The 16,983-nt window shown below is 71.7% G+C and carries 15 protein-coding genes and 1 pseudogene; 7 read left to right on the top strand and 9 right to left on the bottom strand.

The features are described from left to right. Positions 1 to 319, bottom strand: a 319-nt coding sequence (locus tag IO24_RS0127030; RefSeq protein ID WP_234335287.1) for an NAD(P)/FAD-dependent oxidoreductase, incomplete at its 3' end; no start/stop codon positions are given. Between the two features lie 267 nt (positions 320 to 586). Between IO24_RS0127030 and IO24_RS0127025 the strand changes: the two genes are divergently transcribed. The 3 genes and pseudogenes from IO24_RS0127025 to IO24_RS0127015 all read left to right on the top strand — a co-directional run. Continuing rightward, on the top strand, positions 587 to 1,267 hold the full coding sequence (locus IO24_RS0127025) for a haloacid dehalogenase type II (protein WP_031139872.1): 681 nt from the start codon (positions 587 to 589) through the stop codon (positions 1,265 to 1,267). Between the two features lie 106 nt (positions 1,268 to 1,373). After that, positions 1,374 to 2,072, top strand: a complete 699-nt coding sequence (locus IO24_RS0127020) for a GntR family transcriptional regulator (RefSeq protein ID WP_031139870.1) — start codon at positions 1,374 to 1,376, stop codon at positions 2,070 to 2,072. Positions 2,073 to 2,356: 284 nt separating this feature from the next. Next, a pseudogene (locus tag IO24_RS0127015) lies at positions 2,357 to 2,707 on the top strand (non-reducing end alpha-L-arabinofuranosidase family hydrolase); the annotation flags it as partial. Positions 2,708 to 2,813: 106 nt separating this feature from the next. Here the strand turns inward: IO24_RS0127015 and IO24_RS0127010 are convergent. After that, complete coding sequence (locus IO24_RS0127010) at positions 2,814 to 3,827, bottom strand: LacI family DNA-binding transcriptional regulator (protein WP_031139866.1); 1,014 nt, start codon at positions 3,825 to 3,827, stop codon at positions 2,814 to 2,816. A 374-nt stretch (positions 3,828 to 4,201) separates the two neighbouring features. Here IO24_RS0127010 and IO24_RS0127005 point away from each other — a divergent pair, with 374 nt between their 5' ends. After that, entirely contained in the window at positions 4,202 to 5,167 is a 966-nt protein-coding gene (locus IO24_RS0127005) for a glycoside hydrolase family 6 protein (protein WP_031139864.1), read from the top strand. A 203-nt stretch (positions 5,168 to 5,370) separates the two neighbouring features. Here the strand turns inward: IO24_RS0127005 and aztD are convergent, their stop codons facing one another. The 4 genes from aztD to aztB all read right to left on the bottom strand — a co-directional run bounded on the left by aztD (position 5,371) and on the right by aztB (position 9,737). Continuing rightward, the gene (aztD, locus tag IO24_RS0127000; protein WP_031139862.1) at positions 5,371 to 6,570 is read right to left on the bottom strand and encodes a zinc metallochaperone AztD; all 1,200 of its coding nucleotides are present in this window, start codon (positions 6,568 to 6,570) and stop codon (positions 5,371 to 5,373) included. A gap of 92 nt (positions 6,571 to 6,662) precedes the next feature. Next, on the bottom strand, positions 6,663 to 7,622 hold the full coding sequence (gene aztC / locus IO24_RS0126995; protein ID WP_031139860.1) for a zinc ABC transporter substrate-binding protein AztC: 960 nt from the start codon (positions 7,620 to 7,622) through the stop codon (positions 6,663 to 6,665). After that, positions 7,619 to 8,869, bottom strand: a complete 1,251-nt coding sequence (locus tag IO24_RS0126990; RefSeq protein WP_031139858.1) for a hypothetical protein — start codon at positions 8,867 to 8,869, stop codon at positions 7,619 to 7,621. Before IO24_RS0126990 ends, aztC begins: the two co-directional genes overlap by 4 nt. A 13-nt stretch (positions 8,870 to 8,882) precedes the next feature. Beyond that, entirely contained in the window at positions 8,883 to 9,737 is an 855-nt protein-coding gene (aztB, locus tag IO24_RS0126985) for a zinc ABC transporter permease AztB (protein ID WP_031139856.1), read from the bottom strand. Positions 9,738 to 9,753: 16 nt separating this feature from the next. Here aztB and aztA point away from each other — a divergent pair, with 16 nt between their 5' ends. From aztA to IO24_RS0126970, 3 genes are all read left to right on the top strand, one after another. Further along, positions 9,754 to 10,494: a zinc ABC transporter ATP-binding protein AztA gene (aztA, locus tag IO24_RS0126980; protein WP_031139854.1), complete on the top strand. Its 741-nt coding sequence runs from the start codon at positions 9,754 to 9,756 to the stop codon at positions 10,492 to 10,494. A gap of 124 nt (positions 10,495 to 10,618) precedes the next feature. Beyond that, a complete protein-coding gene (locus tag IO24_RS0126975; RefSeq protein WP_031139852.1) occupies positions 10,619 to 11,791 on the top strand; it encodes a GTP-binding protein in 1,173 nt (390 codons plus the stop codon). Between the two features lie 72 nt (positions 11,792 to 11,863). After that, positions 11,864 to 12,295, top strand: coding sequence for a Fur family transcriptional regulator (locus IO24_RS0126970; RefSeq protein WP_037668536.1), 432 nt, complete (start codon positions 11,864 to 11,866; stop codon positions 12,293 to 12,295). Between the two features lie 45 nt (positions 12,296 to 12,340). On the opposite strand, the gene IO24_RS0126965 is transcribed toward IO24_RS0126970, so the two are convergent. The 3 genes from IO24_RS0126965 to IO24_RS0126955 are packed head-to-tail and all read right to left on the bottom strand — an operon-like array spanning position 12,341 to position 16,979. Continuing rightward, positions 12,341 to 14,095 (bottom strand): ABC transporter ATP-binding protein, encoded by a 1,755-nt coding sequence (locus IO24_RS0126965; RefSeq protein ID WP_031139848.1) that lies wholly within the window; start codon positions 14,093 to 14,095, stop codon positions 12,341 to 12,343. Further along, positions 14,092 to 15,831 carry an ABC transporter ATP-binding protein/permease gene (locus IO24_RS0126960; protein WP_031139846.1) on the bottom strand — a complete coding sequence of 580 codons (1,740 nt, stop codon included), beginning with the start codon at positions 15,829 to 15,831 and terminating at the stop codon, positions 14,092 to 14,094. Before IO24_RS0126960 ends, IO24_RS0126965 begins: the two co-directional genes overlap by 4 nt. Further along, on the bottom strand, positions 15,828 to 16,979 hold the full coding sequence (locus tag IO24_RS0126955) for a nitroreductase family protein (RefSeq protein WP_037668534.1): 1,152 nt from the start codon (positions 16,977 to 16,979) through the stop codon (positions 15,828 to 15,830). Before IO24_RS0126955 ends, IO24_RS0126960 begins: the two co-directional genes overlap by 4 nt. Positions 16,980 to 16,983: the final 4 nt, after the last annotated feature.

Here is a 16,983-nt window from a genome sequence, read left to right as displayed (position 1 = left end):
TCGCGGACCGGAAGCCGATCGACATGCCCGTGGTGGCCATGCCGCCGTTGCGGCCCGATGCTCCGAAGCCGACCGTGTCCTTCTCGAAGACGTGCACGTTCGCACCCTTTCGTGCCAGGTGCAGTGCCGCCGACAGGCCGGTCAGGCCGGCACCGATGATCGCCACCTCGACACTCCCGCCGATGTCCGACCCGGACCGGTCCGGTCCCTGGGGAGCGGTGTCGAGCCAGTAGGGGGTGAACTTCATGTCGCTGCTCTCTCCTGCCAGTGCCGCCAGCCGCTCTGGACGCACGTGGATCAGGCCCCTCACGAGTTCCACCGTCGGAGGTTTGCTCGCTACCGTCCGGAGACCGTTCTTCACGGTCCCGACCCGAACATGACCTTGTCGATGTCCGGGGGAGGCTGAGGGAAGTTCAGGGGCCTGTTGACAGTGGTCGACCATACACATATGGTCGACAATCGACAAGAGACCGGATTGGGTCGGGTAGCAACCCAGCCGTTGACAGTCAAAAACAGATGGTCGACAATCGACCATCAGCCCAGGTGTCGCTGAAGAGCCCTGGACGACAAACCTTGGAGGATCCCCGTGGCATTTGACGTCAAGCCCAAGTTCGTCACGTTCGACATGAACGGGACCCTGATCCACTTCCGCGTCGGGGACGCGATCCGTCGGGTGCTGGGGGACCGGCTGCCGCCGGAGCTCGCCGACGACTTCACCCGAGCCGGCAACCAGTACCGGATCGACGAGTGCATGGGCGAGTACAAGCCGTTCCACCAGATCGTCACGGACGCACTGGTGCGGACCTGCGCGCGGTTCGGCGTGGAGTACCGCGAGGGCGACGGCCAGGCCGTGTACGAGGAGATTCCCACGTGGACGCCCTACCCGGGAGTGACCGAGGCCCTGAGAAGGCTGGCGGAGGTATACCCCCTGGTGATCCTGACCAACAGCGACGACGCGTTCGCGTCGCAGCTGGTGGAGAACCTCCAGGCGCCCTTCGAGGTCGTGATCACCGCCGAGCAGATGGGTGTCTACAAGCCCCGACTGCGTGTGTTCGAGTACATGTTGGACAAGCTGGGGGCGGCACCGGACGAGATCGTGCACGTCTCGGCGAGTCCGAAGTACGACCTGCGCTCCGCGGCCGGCCTCGGCATCACGCACACGGTCTACATGGACCGGGGCTTCGAGCCCGACGAGCCGTGGCTCGGCTACGAGCGGATCACCGACATCGCCGACCTGCCGGTCCTCCTGGGCCTGCCGCGCCCTTGACCGGAGGAACCTCCACCGCCCTGCTCGGAGTCCCGTCCGATGGCGCCCTGCGGCATGGACGAGCTGTAGCCTTTGTGGTCGACAACCGACCAGAGAGGTGACCGGGATGGACCCCAAATTCGGCGGGTTGGAGCGGACGACGACCCCGGAGGGTGTCTACCGCGTGCTGCGCGGAGCCATCCTCGACGGGACCGTGCCTCCCGGTGGACAGCTGCGCGAGAGGGACATCGCGACGGACCTCGGGATCAGCCGATCCCCGCTGCGGGAGGCGCTGACCAGGCTCGAGGAGGAGGGCCTGGTCGTGAAGGTCCCGTTCCGGGGGGCGTTCGTCGTCGAGGTCAGCGCTCAGGAGATCGCCGAGATCGCCTCGATCCGCTTGCTCGTCGAGCCATATGCCGCGGAGCTCGCCATCGAGGCGCTCCGGGGACCGGAGCGGTCCAGGTTGACGCAGACGATAGACGAGCTTCACCACGCGATCGAGAAGAACGACATTCCGGCCAGCGTCGATGCACACCTCCAGTTCCACAGGCTGTTCTACGACTTGTCGGGCCACGGCACGCTGCGCAGCCTCTGGAACGGCTGGGAGACCAAGCTGCGCCTCTACCTCCTGGTCGACCACCCCTCTTACAGCGATCTGCACGACATCGCCGTCGAGCACGCGCGGCTGGCCGCAGTCGCACTGGAAGGCGACACGGATGCGTTCAAGCAGGAACTGGCGCAGCACTTCCAGTCAGCGTTGCGAGGCCAGGCCGAAGGCAACGGGGACGCGGCGACCGGCCCTGAGGGGCTCCCCAGGGTCTGTTGAACCCCCACCTGGAGGACATGTGCGGTGCGTCAACGCACGTGCAGGACCTGTCCGAGCCGCCCGCAGGCCAACGCCGCCTCTCCTCGCATCCCGCGGGAGGGGCGGCGCCGCTTTGCCGGTCAGGTGCGACGGCGGGCGGACGCCCGACCCCCGCCCGGCGCCACGCGCCCTCACCGCGGGCCAAGTCGCCTCATTGCGGGCCCACATGGAGTCCGAAACGTCGGAGGTCATTCGGAAATCCGTGGATCCCGGATCAGATGAGTCGATCGATCATTCGGGCCACCAAGGTGCAGGGCACCAACCAGTATCTCCTGCTCGCCGAAGCCATCGGCTCGGACGGCCGGCGCTGCTTCCGCTCCTGGACCTCGGACAGCCTCGCCGGTTCGTGGACACCCCTCGCCGCGTCCGAGAGCAACCCGTTCGCGCGGGCCAACAACGTCGCCTTCCCCTCGGGCGCCTGGACCCGGGACATCAGTCACGGCGAAATGATCCGGGCCGGATACGACCAGACCCTCACCATCCCCGCCTGCCGGCTCCAGTACCTCTACCAGGGCATGAATCCCAACGCCGGCGGCGACTACAACCTCCTCCCCTGGCGACTGGGCCTGCTCACCCAGACCAACTCGACCTGCTGACGGTGTGGGCCCCGCCGCTCGTGCGGGTCCCGCACCCATGGCACCGGAGGCGCTTCCAGCCCGCCGGGGCCCGGTCTCGCAGCAGCGCCCTGCCCCTCCGTGCGGGTCAGGCGCTCGAGCGGATGACCAGGCGTGTGGGCAGGATCAGCGGGGTGGGGTCCTGCCCGTTGACGACCGTGACGAGCATGCGCGCCATCTCTCGCCCGAGGGCGGTTATGGGCTGGTGGACGGTGGTGAGGGGCGGATCGGCGACCAGGGCGACGGTCAGGTCGTCGAAGCCGACGACCGCGACGTCGGCGGGGACCGCCCGGCCTGCCGCACGCAGCGTGCGCAGCGCCCCCGCCGCCATGTTGTCGTTGGCGGCGAACACCCCGTCCACTTCGGGGTGGTTCTCCAGCAGTACGGCCATGGCGGCGGCTCCGCTGGGCTCGGTGAAGTCCCCTTCCTGCGGCGGCAGTGGATCGAGGCCGGCCTCCAACAAGGCGTCCCGGTAGCCGCGGTAGCGGGCTCGCCCGGCCTCGGTGTCCAGACGCCCGCAGATCGCAGCCACGCGGGTCCGGCCGCGAGAAACCAGGTACGCGGTCGCCTCGCGCGCTCCACCCACGTTGTCGACGTCGACGTACCACCGGGGAGCCGGGCCGACCGGGCGGCCTCCGAACACGACAGGCATCTCCGCTTCTTCGGCCAGGGCGGCCAGCGGATCGTCCTTGCGCAACGCCATCAGCATGACGCCGTCCGCACCCTTGGACCGGAAGAGCTCCTCCACCCGCTTGCGGCCCCGGTCGGAAGCGGCCAGGCACAGCATCAGATGGAGGTCGGCCTCATCCAGAGCCTGCGAAGCCCCCACCACCACCTGGGCGAAGAACGGGTCCGCGAAGATCGACGGATCCTCCCCCGAGACGACCAGGGCTGCCGCTCCGGTCTGAGAGGTGGCCAGAGCACGAGCGGTCGGATTGCGCACGTAGCCGAGTTGCCGGACAGCCCGTTCGACCGCTTCCCGTTTCGCACGGCTGACATGCGGAGCGTTGTTGAGGGCGCGGGAGGCCACGGAGCGGGAGACGCCTGCGCGTTCGGCCACCTCGTCGAGCGTCGGCTGCCGACGCGGCGCATCTTGTGCCATGAACCACGAGCCTTTCCCTCACGACCGGACGGGAAGCGTCTCACCCCGGCGCGGGGCCATGCCACCGGCCGCCTGAGGAAGGTCGTGAAGCACGGGATGAAGCGTCACCGTCGGCTTACTGGGAGCGCTTCCAGTTCTCAGAACTCAGGAGTTCGTTCTCGCCATGTACGGCGGGTTGTGCAACGGCTATTGACAGCTCAACCACCCGGAAACACCATACCAAGCGCACCCCGATCGATTCTCCAGCGTTATTGGGACCGCTTCCAGTGGGAGCGCTCCCACATCAGGCTGCACCACCGCCTCTCTCTGCCCAGGTCGCCCGCTCGGGACCAGAGCGCGCGACGCACCCCTTGCCAGGAAATCGAGGTTCCGTCATGCGCCGCAGACTCCACGCCTTGACCGCAGCGCTCCTCGCTCTGCCGCTGGTGTTCGCCGCCGCACCGTCCGCCCACGCCGCCGACCCGACCACCCTGACCAACGGGTTCTACGCGGACCCCGACTCCAGCGCGAAGAGGTGGGCAGCCGCCAACCCCGGCGACGGCCGCGCCGGCGCGATCAACGCCTCCATCGCCAACACCCCGACGGCCCGCTGGTTCGGCTCCTGGAGCGGCGCCATCGGCACCGCCGCGGGGGCGTACGCGGGAGCGGCGGACCGCGTCGACAAACTGCCCATTCTCGTCGCCTACAACATCTACAACCGCGACTACTGCGGCGGGCACTCCGCGGGTGGAGCCGCCTCGCCGTCCGCCTACCGGAGCTGGATCGCCCAGTTCGCCGGCGGGATCGCCAACCGACCGGCCGTGGTCATCCTCGAACCGGACTCCCTCGGGGACTACGGCTGCATGAACCAGGCCCAGATCGACGAACGCGAGGGCATGCTCACCGGCGCCCTCGCCGAGTTCAGCCGCCAGGCCCCCAACACCTGGGTCTACATGGACGCCGGCAACCCGCGCTGGGCCGAGGCGGCGACCATGGCCCGGCGCCTCCACGAAGCCGGCCTCCGGCAGGCCCACGGCTTCTCACTCAACGTCTCCAACTACATCCCCACCGCCGAGAACACCTCCTACGGCAACGCCGTCAACCGTGAACTGAGCTCCCGCTACGGCTACACCAAGCCGTTCGTCGTGGACACCAGCCGCAACGGCAACGGCTCCAACGGCCAGTGGTGCAACCCCTCAGGCCGTCGTATCGGCACCCCCACCCAGTTGGGCGGAGGCGCCGAGATGCTCCTGTGGATCAAGGTTCCGGGCGAGTCCGACGGCAACTGCGGCGTCGGAGGCGGCTCCTCGGCCGGGCAGTTCCTCCCCGAGGTCGCCTACAAGATGATCTACGGCTACTGATCCCGGACAGGGTTCACCGCCACTTCGGTAACCGGTTGCAGGCGGTCTCCGCGCCACGCACCGCTGTCGGGCCGCGCCCCCGGGCGGTCTGCTTCGCGCCGCGGAACGATCGTCTGCCGACCGGCCCGCACGCCTCCTCAGCCGGCACCGCCCCCGCCGGCCCACGCTCCTGCCGCGGCCGGAGCGCCGTACGGCGGGGGAGATCAGTGGCCGGTGACGACTCCGGACAGCTCGTTCGTGCTCTTCGGCAGGGTCACGGACGTGATCTTCTCGCCCGCCTCGATGTCGACGGCGTGCAACTTGCGTTTGCCCGGTTCGGAGACGTACGCGGTGTGGTCGCGGACGAAGAGGGTGGGCCGGGGCTGCTGCCAGTCCAGCGGCTCCTGCCACTCGTCCACAACGGGGATCTTCTTCTCCACCTTGCCCGATTGCGGGTCGATGACGTGGAGGGCGCCGTTCGTGCCCAGGACGAGCGCCTCGCCGTCGGGTCCGCGGCCGAGTGAACGGAAGGAGTAGCTGGTGTCCAGGTCGACCAGGCGGATCTTGCCGGACTCGGTGTCGATGAGGGAGATACGGGTCGGCCGCTCCAGTTCTGCCTCCGGGTCGGTCTTGTAGTCGCCCAGGAGGACGGGCGAGGCGTCACTGCCGCGCTGGTTGCCGATGCGGCCGTAGTCGTCGGGGGCTTCGGCCTTGGTGAACTTGCCGCTCTTGTAGATCAGGACGCCGTCCTCGCAGCCGACGGCGACGGCCTCGCCCTCGGCGGCCGCCTCGCCGTGGACGCCGGGGCACTGCTCGTTGCGCTTGATCTCCTTGTTGTCCTTGTCGAGGACGAGGACGCCGGTGCGCTTCTCCTCGGTGCCGAGGGTGCTGAGGAGTTCACCGTTGCTCAGCTCGATGGCGACGCCGTGGTGCGGCTCGGCGGAGGTGTAGGTGCGGCCCTGCGGCTTCTTGCCGCCCTTGAGGGCGTCGGGGTCGAAGACGTCGACCTCACCGGTGCCGTCGGTGAACAGCACGGTCCTGCCCGCGTGCTGGACGACGTGGCCGGGCTTGGCTCCCTTGTACTCGATGCCGGTGAAGGCCTGCTCGGCGGCGTTCAGGACGCGGAATCCGGCGTCGGTGGAGACGATGACGTGGGAGTCGTCGCCGGCGGGGTTGAGCCGGTTGAAGCCGGGCAGTTCGACCGTGTCGGCGAGCTTCAGGCTCGCTCCGTCCAGGACGTACAGACCGCCGTCGAACGTGGCGACCAGCGGGTCCTTGACCGGTACGGACTTGCTGCCCGGCGCGGACTCGGCCTTCGCGCCGGACGAGGAGCCGTCCTCGCCTCCGCAGGCGGTCAGGACCACGGAAGCCGCCAGGGCGAGTGCCGTGCCCGAGAGGGCTCTGTTGCGTATCGACTTGTCCACCGGTTGTGTTCCTTTCTGGGCCGCGCGGGCGCGGCGTCGGGTGTGGGTGCTCGATGGCCGGACGGCCGGTGTCCGCGGTGCGGGGGCCGGGGTCAGGCTCCGGTCAGGCCGTCCGTCATGGCGGTGGTGTTGGCGCGCATCATCCGCAGGTAGGTGTCGGCGCCTTCGCCCTTTGTGGTCAGGGATTCCGAGTAGAGCTCGACGACGCGGACCCGGCCGCCCAGTTCGGTGCGCAGGACCTCGGCCAGCCGCTTCGGCTGGGAGGAGTCCGCGAACACGGTCTGTACGCCTGCCTCGCGCATCGCCCGGGTGAGGGAGCGCAGGTCGGAGGAGCTGGGGGAGGCCAGCGTCGTACCGCTCGGGATGACCGCGCCGATCACCCGGAAGCCGAAGCGGTCGGCGAGGTAGCCGAAGACGTGGTGGTTGGTCACCAGCGCGCGCCGCTGTTCGGGTATGCGGTCGAAGGCCTTGTCCATCCAGGCGGTGAGGTCGGCGAGTTGGTCGTCGTAGCGTTCGGCGTTGGCGTGGATCGCCTTGTCGTCCACGCCGTCCACGTGCTCGGCGACTTGCTCGGCGATCAGGCCGGCGGCCTTGCGCACGCGGTCGGGGTCGGTCCAGAAGTGCGGGTCGGGCTGCCCGGCTTCCTCTTCGGGGCCTCCCTCGTCGTGGGCCTGGAAGGTGAGCGGGTCCACCGCCTTGCCGGCCTCGAAGGTGGCCGCCCCGGCCTCGCGGGCGGCTTGCACGTGCCGTAGTACGTTCTCCTCCAGGCCCAGCCCGTTGAAGACCACCAGATCGGCGCGCTCCAGCTGGGCCGCCTGAACGGCGGACAGACCGAAGGAATGTGGGTCGGCGTTGGGTTTCATCAGGACGGTGACCTCGGCCTCGTCACCGACGATCTCCTGTGTGATGTCGCCCAGGATGTTGGTCGTCACCACGACCCGGGGTCGGTCGTCACCGCCTGAGCAGGCGGTGGCCGTGCCCGCGCAGGCGAGCGCGATGAGTGCGGCCGCCAGGCGGCGCAGCCGCAGAACGGTTCGCTTCGGTGCCGTCATCGTCCGGTCTCCGCCATGAGCACCGGCTTCATGTCCAGGTCGAAGGTGCGGGCGATGCGCAGGCCGTCGTTGTAGTCGATCTCGTACACGCGTTTGCCCTCGGGGTCGTTGACGTAGGCGCGGCTGCGGTCGACCTCGATCAGGGGCCCTGTGCTGTCGGCGGCGGGGGTCTTGGGGACCTGGGTCAGCAGCCGCTTCGTCTTCGCCAGGTGCTTGCCGGTGGCGATGTCGTATCCGTGGAGCGCCCCGTCGGTCTCCAGCACGAGGAGCGCGGAGCCCTCTCCGGCGGTGTTGGTGGCGACGACAGGGCCGGTTTCCGTCCGGGTCCACGTGCGTTCGGTGACGTCCAGGACCCACACGGCAGCGTCCCCGCCGGGTGAGGCCAGCGTGTCGCTTCCCGCGCGGTGACGGAGGGACGACGCCCGCTCCCCCGCGGGTACGTCGGCACCGTACGGGATCTCGGCTGCTGTGAAACCGCCGTCGTCCTCACTGACCAGCAGGGCGCCGTCGGCACAGCCGAACACCACCCCGCGCCGGGTGACGGCGTCGCCCCTCGGTTCCTCGCACCGTGCGTGCGGTGAAGCGACGCGCCTGCCCTCACGGTCGTACACCTCGACCCGGGACGTTCTCTTCCCGTCGCCGGTGAGGGTCAGCAGGTGCTCCGCATACGGCACCACCGCCCCCGCGTGCGTACCGGGAAGCGGGCGGGGGGAGCCGACACGCCCCTTCTCCAGTCCGGCCCGGCGGTAGGTTACGGCCCGGCCGTTCTCGTCGACCACGGCGGTCACGGCCGCGTCGCTGCGGACGCGCGCGCCGGTTGCGGCGGGCAGCCGGCCGGCGTCACGTATCGCCGCGCGGTAATAGTGCACGTGGTCGCCGTGGTCCACCGTCCAGGCACCGGCGTCGAGGATCCGCGTACCGCCCGAGGCGTGGAAGTAGCCGAACCGGCCGTCCGTGGCGAGTTCCGCGGTGCCCCTCGTGCGGGGCACGTCGTGCACCTTCTCCGTGATCAGGTCCAGTACGCGGGTGTCACCGGTTCGTGGGTCGTTGAGCACCAGCCGGGACTGTTGCCCGGCTGCCTCCTGGGCCCCTGCGACGTAGCCGTGCGGGGTTGCGGAGGTCGCTCGACCCGCCCCGGAGGCGGGCTTGTTGTCGTCCTGCTCGCCGCAGCCCGCGGTGAGCAGCGCGAGGGCCGTGAGTGCGGCAGGCACCCCGGCAGTGACGTTTCTTCGGACGGACAAGAACATCGCCTCAGGTCTTTCAGTTGGTAGGAGCCGGACGGATGCCGACCGAGCGTGCGCGGCGGTGGCTGAGAGCGGATGCCAGGTGGGAGAGGAAGAACAGGCCCACGGCCAGGGCCGAGATGGTCGCGCCGGCCGCGGTGCTCAGGTGCCACGACAACAGCAGTCCGCAGAAGGTGGCGAGGACGCCGAGTGCCGTGGCGAGGACCATCACGCCCCGCACACTGCGGGCCCAGGGCAGTGCGGCCGCCGGCGGAGCGATGAGCAGGCCCAGCACCAGCAGTGTGCCCACGATGTGGAACGAGGCGACGATGGCCAGCGCCAGCAGGCCGAGCAGCACGGCGTGGGCCAGGCGGGGGCGCAGGCCGAGCGTGTGGGCCTTGCGCGGGTCGAACGCCAGGGCGAGGAAGGCCCGGTGGCCGAGGACCGAGACGGCCAGCGCGAGCAGCAGGGCCACACCCAGCAGCATCAGATCTTGTTCCCGGACGGCGAGGACGTCACCGAAGAGGAAGCCGGTCAGGTCCACCGCGAAGGACTGCGACCGCGACACGATGATGACGCCGAGCGACAGCATCCCCACGAAGAGCAGGCCGATTCCGGTGTCCTGGGACAGCCGCGGGGTGCGGCCGAGGGCGGTGACGCCTGCGGTCATGACGGCCGCGCTCAGCAGCGCTCCCATCAGCAGATTGCCGCCGAGGAGCGCGGCCAGCGCGACGCCGGGCAGCAGCCCGTGGGACATGGCGTCGCCGAGGAAGGCCATCCCCCTGAGCACCACCCAGGTGCCCGCCAGGGCGCAGATCGCCGACACCAGAACTCCGCCCCAGAGGGCCCTCTGCACGAAGGTCACCTCGAAAGGGCCCGTCAACCAGTCCATGAGGCGACACACTACAATGAAAATCATGTTCAAAAAACAGACCCCTTGCCCGGCCGCCACCGAGAGCACGTCTCGCGTGCGGCTCACCGGCCTGTCCGCCGGCTACAGCGGGCGCCCGGTGCTGCAGCAACTCGACGCGGACATACCGGCGTTGGCGATCACCGCACTCGTCGGACCGAACGGAAGCGGGAAGTCCACTCTGCTCGGCGTTCTGTCCGGCGTCATCCAGCCCACATCAGGCACGGTCCGCCACGGCAGCAGCCGGCCACCGGCCTTCGTGCCCCAGCGTGGTGCGATCGGCGATGCCCTGCCATTGACGGTCCGGCAGGCCGTGGAGATGGGGCGCTGGGGCGACCGCGGCCCGTGGCGTCGGCTCACCCGCCGCGACGGAGCCGCGGTCGACACGGCCTTGGAGCGCCTGGGCATCACCGACCTGGCCCCTCGCCAACTGGGCGAGCTGTCCGGCGGGCAGAGACAGCGCGCCCTGATCGCCCAAGGACTCGCCCAGGAGTCGGACCTCCTCCTGCTGGACGAGCCGACCACCGGACTCGACCCCGAGGCCAGGGAGCGCATAGGAGGGCTGCTGGCGGACCTGGTCGCCGACGGCGTGACCGTCGTCCACGCCACACACGACCTGGACGCCGCCCGCTCGGCACACGCCTGCCTCCTTCTCCGCGAGGGGCGCGTGGCCGGACAAGGGGAACCCGGGCGACTCCTCACGCCCTCGGCACTCACCGGCATGTGGCAACCGGCCTGAGGCCCCGTCGGCCCATGACCTCGCGGCCGTTCACCGGAGGCGGCGGGTATCGCACATGAAAATCGTTGTCGTATGCTGAGGCGTATCCACGCCGCCCGACCCTCCTGACCGAGAGGAACCGCCCATGCCCTCGCAGCGTCTCCCCGTCACCGTGCTGTCGGGTTTTCTCGGCGCCGGAAAGACGACCCTCCTCAACCACGTCCTCACCAACCGCGAGGGCCTGCGGGTGGCGGTGATCGTCAACGACATGAGCGAGATCAACATCGACGCCGCCCTCGTGCGCGGCGGCGAAGCGGCCCTCTCCCGCACCGAGGAGCGGCTGGTGGAGATGACCAACGGCTGCATCTGCTGCACCCTGCGGGACGACCTGCTGGAGGAGGTCGAACGGCTCGCCCGGGACGGCCGCTTCGACTACCTCCTCATCGAGTCCAGCGGCATCTCCGAGCCGATGCCGGTGGCTGCCACCTTCGCCTTCGCCCGCGACGACGGCGCCACCCTGGAGGACGTGGCCCGGCTGGACACCATGGTCACCGTCGTCGACGCCGCCAACTTCCTCGCCGAACTGGGCACCGGTGACGACCTGGCCGAACGGGGCCTGGCTCCTTACGAGGACGACGAACGCACCGTGAGCGACCTGCTGATCGACCAGGTCGAGTTCGCCGACGTGCTCGTCCTCAACAAGCTCGACCTGGTCGGCGATGCCGACGCCGACCGGCTGCGCGGGGTGCTGGCACGACTGAATCCGACCGCCCGTCTGATCCCGGCTATGCAGGGCCGGGTCGGTGTGCGCGACGTCCTGGAGACCGGGCGATTCGACCTGGAGCGCGCGCAGCAGGCGCCGGGCTGGGTTCAGGAACTCAACGGCGAGCACGTTCCCGAGACCGAGGAGTACGGCATCTCCTCTCTGGTCTTCCGGTCCTCCGTGCCGTTCCACCCCGGGCGGCTGTGGGCCTTCGTCACCGAAGCCCTGGACGGCGGAGCACACGGCCAAGTGCTGCGCTCCAAGGGCTTCTTCACCCTGGCCGGCCGTGAGGGCGTGACCGGCCTGTGGTCACAGGCCGGATCCGTGGCCCGCTTCGAGCCGTCCGGGGTCCGGGACACCGACGCGCCCCACGCGCAGGAGCTGGTGTTCATCGGTGTCGGCCTGCGGGAGGCGAGTCTGCGCGCCGCCCTGGCCGCATGTCTGATGGCCGACGGTGAGCAGGCCCCCGCCGACGACGACCCCTTCCCCCTGTGGGACACCGGGGACGTCTGCGACCTCGAACACGGGCACGCGAGTCCGGCGGCCGCCGTCTAGCCGGATCACCGGGGCGTCCGGGCACCACGTCGGCGCACGGACGGCCTTCCAGACGCGATGGGAGGCACGCTCATGCACGAAACGGCCCGCGGCGAGTGGCGTCCCACCCCGCAACGTGCCGCGGTCCTGGAGGCACTTCGGGCCGCCGACGGTTTCATCTCGGCGCAGGCCCTGCACGCCGCTCTGGTCGCGGACGGCGTGACGGTGGGGCTGACCACCGTCTACCGCACGCTGCGGTTACTGGAGACGGCCGGACACGTCGACGTGGTGCGGGACAGTGACGGTGAACGCCTCTACCGGCCCAGACCCGACGACGGTCACCGCCACTACCTGGTCTGCCGGGAGTGCGGGCTCAGCCTCGCCGTCGACGCCGAAGAGGTCGAACGATGGGTGACGCGGATCCAGCGTGACATCGGCTTCCATGCGGTGAACCACACGGTCGAACTCACGGGCGTGTGCGACGGCTGCCTGTCCGGGCAGGCCGACCGCCGGCCGGATTCCTGACGGCCCGGGGACGAGCGCGTCGCGCGCACCGGCGGCACCCCGTGCTCACGCAGTGGTGGTGAGTATGCGGTTGAGCGCGCTCTCCGGGCGGCCGGTGAGGTCTTCCCAGGTGCCCTCCTCCACGATGCGGCCGTCCTCGAGGACGGCGATGCGGTCGGCACGGCGGATCGTGGCCGGGCGGTGTGCGATGACGATCGTCGTGCGGCTCTCTTCCGCCAGGGCGGTGGCGAGTTGGGCATCGCCCGTGTTGTCCAGATGAGCGGTGGACTCGTCGAGTACGAGGACGCGCGGCCGGACCAGCAGCGCGCGTGCGAGAGCGATGCGGGCCCGCTGCCCGCCGGAGAGCGTGGCGCCGCGCTCGCCGACATGGGTGTCCATTGGGGCGATCCGGTCGACGCCGCACAGCCGTGCTGCCTCGGCCAGCGCCTTGTCGTCCGCCTCGGGTGCGGCGAGCCGCAGGTTCTCGGCGAGGGTGCCGTGGAAGAGAGGCGCGTCCTGGCCCACCAGCGTCACCGCCCGCCGCAGTTCCGCGTCGCTCACCTCCCGCACGTCCACGGGGTCGCCGTCGGCGGGCAGCAGCTGGACCGCGCCGGCGGCCGGGTCCCAGAAGCGGGCCAGCAGGTGGGCGCAGGTCGACTTGCCGGCGCCCGAGGCGCCGACCAGGGCGAGTGTCCGCCCCGGGGGGACGGTCAGTTCCACGCCGTCCAGCACGGGTGCGCCGCCGTAGTCGAAGCTCACCCGGTGCAGCCGGACGCCCAGCGGCCCGGGCGGCAGGGAGCGGGGCGCGGCGGGCGGCGGGGCGAGTGCGGGGGCCTTGACGGCCACGTCGACGCGGGAGGCTGCGGCGCGCAGTGCCACGGCCTGGCTCAGGGCTCGGGCCGATTCCGCGACGGGACCGAGGACGGACAGGGCCAACGCCATCGCCGCCGGCGCCCACGCGCCGTGCAGCCGCCCGGAGGTCACGGAGTGCGCCGCCGCGGCCACCACACCGAGGACCGCGGCCACGATGAGGAGGTCGCGGACCGCGGCGGCGACGGCCTCCCGGGTCGCCTCGGCGCGCTGGGCGTCACCCACCTGCCGCCCCCGCTCCGCCAGAGTGCGACGGCGCTCCGCCAGAGCGCCGAAGGCGAGCAGTTCACGCACCCCGTCGACGGTCTCCACCGTGTCGGCCGACAGCCGCGCCAGGGCCGTGCGGGTACGGCCGCCGCGTGCCGCGCGTGCGCGCGCGTCGGCAAAGGGCGCCGCCGCGAGCAGGGCCGCGACCGGCAGCACGACCGCCGGCAGCCACGGCTCCACCGTGGCGAGGACCACGGAGCCGCCCGTGAAGACCGTGCCCGCGGCCAGCAGTTGGGCGGTGGTGTGGGCGTAGAAGAACTCCAGTGCTTCCACGTCGGCCATGGCGGTGGCGGCGAGATCTCCACTGCGCCGGCCCGCGACCCGGGCGGGCGCGCTGCGGGCGAGTCCGTCGAAGACGCGTACGCGCAGTGCGGCCAGCACCCGATAGGCGAGGTCGTGCGAGAGGTCCATCTCCCGCCAGGTCATCAGGGCGCGCAGGACGACGAGGGCGACGAGCGCGGTGACGGCGGCGGCCGAGGGGGCGCGTGCTTCGATGACGGCGGTGCCCACGGTGTGGGCGGCCAGGGTCAGCAGCGCGACGAGGGAGCCTTGTTCGAGGAGGGCGGCGGCGCAGGTGCGTGCTGTCATGGCGCGGTGTGCGGCGAGGGCGGGGAGCAGGGCGCGCAGCGCACCTCGGGCGGGTGCGTCGGCGTCGGTGGCGGCGGGTCCGGCGACGGTGCTCATGCGGCGAGTTCTCCTCGGTGGGCGCGGCCGGCCTCGACGAGCCGGGTGTAGACGCCGCCGGCCTCGACCAGACCGGTGTGTTCGCCGACGGCGTCCACCCGTCCCGCGTCGAGGACGACGATGCGGTCGGCGTGCCGGACGGCCGCGAGCCGGTGGGCGACCACCAGGACGGTCCGGCCGCTCGCGGCGTTCAGCAACTCACGGACGATGTCCGCCTCACGGCGCTCGTCGACCGAGCTGGTGGCCTCGTCGAGGACGAGCACCGGGGCGTCGGCCAGCAGGGCCCGCGCGAGCGCGAGACGCTGTCGCTGGCCCCCGGAGAGGGTGGCGCCCCGTTCACCGAGAACGGTGGCGTAGCCCTCCGGAAGTGCGGCGATCTCGTCGTGGATCCCGGCGACGCGTGCCGCCCTGGTCAGGTCGTCGTCGGAGGCGCCGGGACGGGCCAGGCGCAGATTGTCGGCGATGGTGGCGTGGAAGAGGTACGTCTCCTGCGAGACGACGGCGATTCCTTGCCGCAGCGAGTCGAGCGCGTACTCGGCCGTGGGGCGCCCGTCGAGGGTGATCCGGCCTTCCTGCGGGTCGTGATGGCGCAGGAGCAGGGCCAAGAGTGTGGATTTGCCCGCGCCGGACGGTCCGACGATCGCGGTCGTCCGTCCCGCCTGCGCGGTGAAGGAGACCCCGTCCAGGGCGGGCGCCGGCGCGCCGTCGTAGGTGAACCGGACGTTGTGGAAGCGCAGTTGGGGCGGAGCCTGCCAGTGCGCGGGCGCCGTTCCGGTGTCGGGGACCGCCGGCTCGGCCGTGCGCAGGGCCGCGAGCCCGTCAGCGGCCGACGCCCCCAGGTAGCCGGCGTGCCATTCGCGGGCGAGGTCGCGGACCGGGCGGAAGCACTCGGAGGCCAGCAGCAGCACCAGATAGGTGCCGGTCGCCGTGGTGGCTCCGGTGACGGCCGACCAGCACGCCAGGAGCGCTGCGGCGGCGGTGCCGCCCTGGACGGCGAGGTCGGTGATGCCGGTGTCGACCAGGGACACCCGCAGTTTGGCGACGGTGGAACGGTGCAGCGCCGCGGACCGCTGCTCGAGGCGTTCGCGGGTGCGCCCGACCGCGCCTGCGGCGCGCAGGGCGGGCATGCCCTGGAGTGCCTCCAGGTAGTCGGCGCCCAGTCCTTCGTACGTGTCCCAGTGCTCCTTGCCGCGGGCGGCGAGGAGCCGGTCCCAGGCGCGTGGCCCGGCCAGGGCGAGGAGCAGGGCGGGGACGAGGCCGAGGAGGGCCCGGGGTTCCACGGCGGCCAGGGCTGCGAGGACCAGGGGCGGCACCGTGAGGGTGACCAGGAGCTGAGGCAGGTAGCGGGAGACGTAGGCGTCGACGCCCTCCACTCCGTCGACGAGGGTGGTGCGGACGGCTCCGGCCCGCGAGGTGGTCAGGTGCGCGGGCCCCAACCGGCCCAGGTGCGCCAGGAGTTCGTCCCGCAGGGCCACCCTGACCCGGGCCCCGGCACGGGTGGCCGTGCGGCGCTGCCACACCGTCAGCCCGGCGCGGGCTGCGACGACGGCGAGCACCGCGGCCAGCAGCCATGGCAGCCGGCCGGTGTCTGCGCGGGCCAGGCCGGCGAGGGCGAGGGCCAGCAGTGCGGCCTGCGCCAGGTGGGTGAGGGTGACGGCGCCCTGCAGGAGGGTGGCCGCGAGCAGGGGGCGCCGTGCGCGCCGGGCGGCGCGGCGCAGCTCGGGGTGGACGATCACGTGGTGTTCTCCTCGTCGGCGTGGCGGGTGCCGAGGGCCAGTGCGTGGACGACCCAGTCCCGGCCCGGGGCGGCGCCGAGCGCGGCGCCGAGGTCCGCCTGCTGCCAGGAGCCGACGGGCCGGGCGGTCAGACCGTGGCGCCGGGCGGTGACATGGGCCAGGTGGACGGCGAAGCCGGCCCGCAGGTGGGCGCGGCGGATGTGCGGGGCGTCGGCGTCGGCGGGGCAGCCGTGGGCGAGCAGGACGGCGCCCGCGTCCGCGATCCACGCCTGGCCCGCGGCCCAGGCGGCGAGCGTGGGGCGGGCGTCCCCTGCCGCGCACTGCCGCAGGGCCGCACCGTCGGCGGCCGGTTCCATCAGGCCGGGCCGTGGCGGGCCGACCGCGGCGCACCAGCGCACATCGCCGGTGCTCGCCCGTGCGGCGGTGGCGAGGACCGCCCGCAGTGCGTCCTGGGAGGGGGTGCCCGCCAACGGGGGTGGGGTACTGCGGCGCGCGAGCAGCTCCGCCGGCGTGGGTGGAGCCTCCGACGGCTCCGGGACGCGGGCGCTGTCCGCCGGGCGCGCCCGGTCCCGCCTGTCGGGCGGTGGAATGTGCACGGCGGCCAGCGGGTTCTCGGCGCGTCCGTCCATCCGTACCTCTGGCTCGCTCACTCCGAGCGCCCGGGCCGCGAGGTACAGGGCGGCGGCGGCGTGCCCGGTGTCGAGGAGCAGCAGGGGCCGGGCTCGGTGGCCGTAGTGGGAGACCGTGCGCTGCGCGGTGACGGAGAGTTCGGCCGTCACGCCCGGCGGGGTGCCGGGGGGTTGCCGGTCGAGTCGGTGCACGCGGTGGCGCAGCGGGTCGTAGCCGTAGCGGCCCGGCGGCAGGGAGCAGCCGGCGCCGACGGTCAGTTCGGTGTCCACCGGGTGCAGGGCACCGGCGGAAGGTGTCGGCCGCAGGCGTCCGGAGTCGTCCGAGGCCGCCAGGGACAGGCGCAGCAGGAGATGCAGGTCGAGACCGGCCGGGACGGCCTTCGGGAAGGGGACCGGCGGCCCCGGCCAGGCCCGGACGGCTCCCCCGGCGGGTGTGTCGGGGCCGGGGCGCTCCGGGGAGCGGGCGCGGGCCAGGGCGGCGACGAGGTCCGGCGGGCCGTCCTCACGGGCGTGTTGCACGGGG

Source organism: Streptomyces flavovariabilis, assembly GCF_000725785.1.
Taxonomy (GTDB): Bacteria; Actinomycetota; Actinomycetes; order Streptomycetales; family Streptomycetaceae; genus Streptomyces; species Streptomyces hawaiiensis.
This window is presented reverse-complemented; position numbering and strand designations above follow the sequence as displayed.

Excerpts from the sequence above, each read along its gene's own strand:
- IO24_RS0127020 (WP_031139870.1), top strand. The coding sequence starts at position 1,374 with ATGGACCCCAAATTCGGCGGGTTGGAGCGGACGACGACCCCGGAGGGT.
- aztC (WP_031139860.1), bottom strand. The coding sequence starts at position 7,622 with ATGACGGCACCGAAGCGAACCGTTCTGCGGCTGCGCCGCCTGGCGGCC.
- IO24_RS0126965 (WP_031139848.1), bottom strand. The coding sequence starts at position 14,095 with ATGAGCACCGTCGCCGGACCCGCCGCCACCGACGCCGACGCACCCGCC.
- IO24_RS0127010 (WP_031139866.1), bottom strand. The coding sequence starts at position 3,827 with ATGGCACAAGATGCGCCGCGTCGGCAGCCGACGCTCGACGAGGTGGCC.
- IO24_RS0126975 (WP_031139852.1), top strand. The coding sequence starts at position 10,619 with ATGCCCTCGCAGCGTCTCCCCGTCACCGTGCTGTCGGGTTTTCTCGGC.
- aztB (WP_031139856.1), bottom strand. The coding sequence starts at position 9,737 with ATGGACTGGTTGACGGGCCCTTTCGAGGTGACCTTCGTGCAGAGGGCC.
- IO24_RS0126970 (WP_037668536.1), top strand. The coding sequence starts at position 11,864 with ATGCACGAAACGGCCCGCGGCGAGTGGCGTCCCACCCCGCAACGTGCC.
- IO24_RS0127005 (WP_031139864.1), top strand. The coding sequence starts at position 4,202 with ATGCGCCGCAGACTCCACGCCTTGACCGCAGCGCTCCTCGCTCTGCCG.
- IO24_RS0126990 (WP_031139858.1), bottom strand. The coding sequence starts at position 8,869 with ATGTTCTTGTCCGTCCGAAGAAACGTCACTGCCGGGGTGCCTGCCGCA.
- aztA (WP_031139854.1), top strand. The coding sequence starts at position 9,754 with ATGAAAATCATGTTCAAAAAACAGACCCCTTGCCCGGCCGCCACCGAG.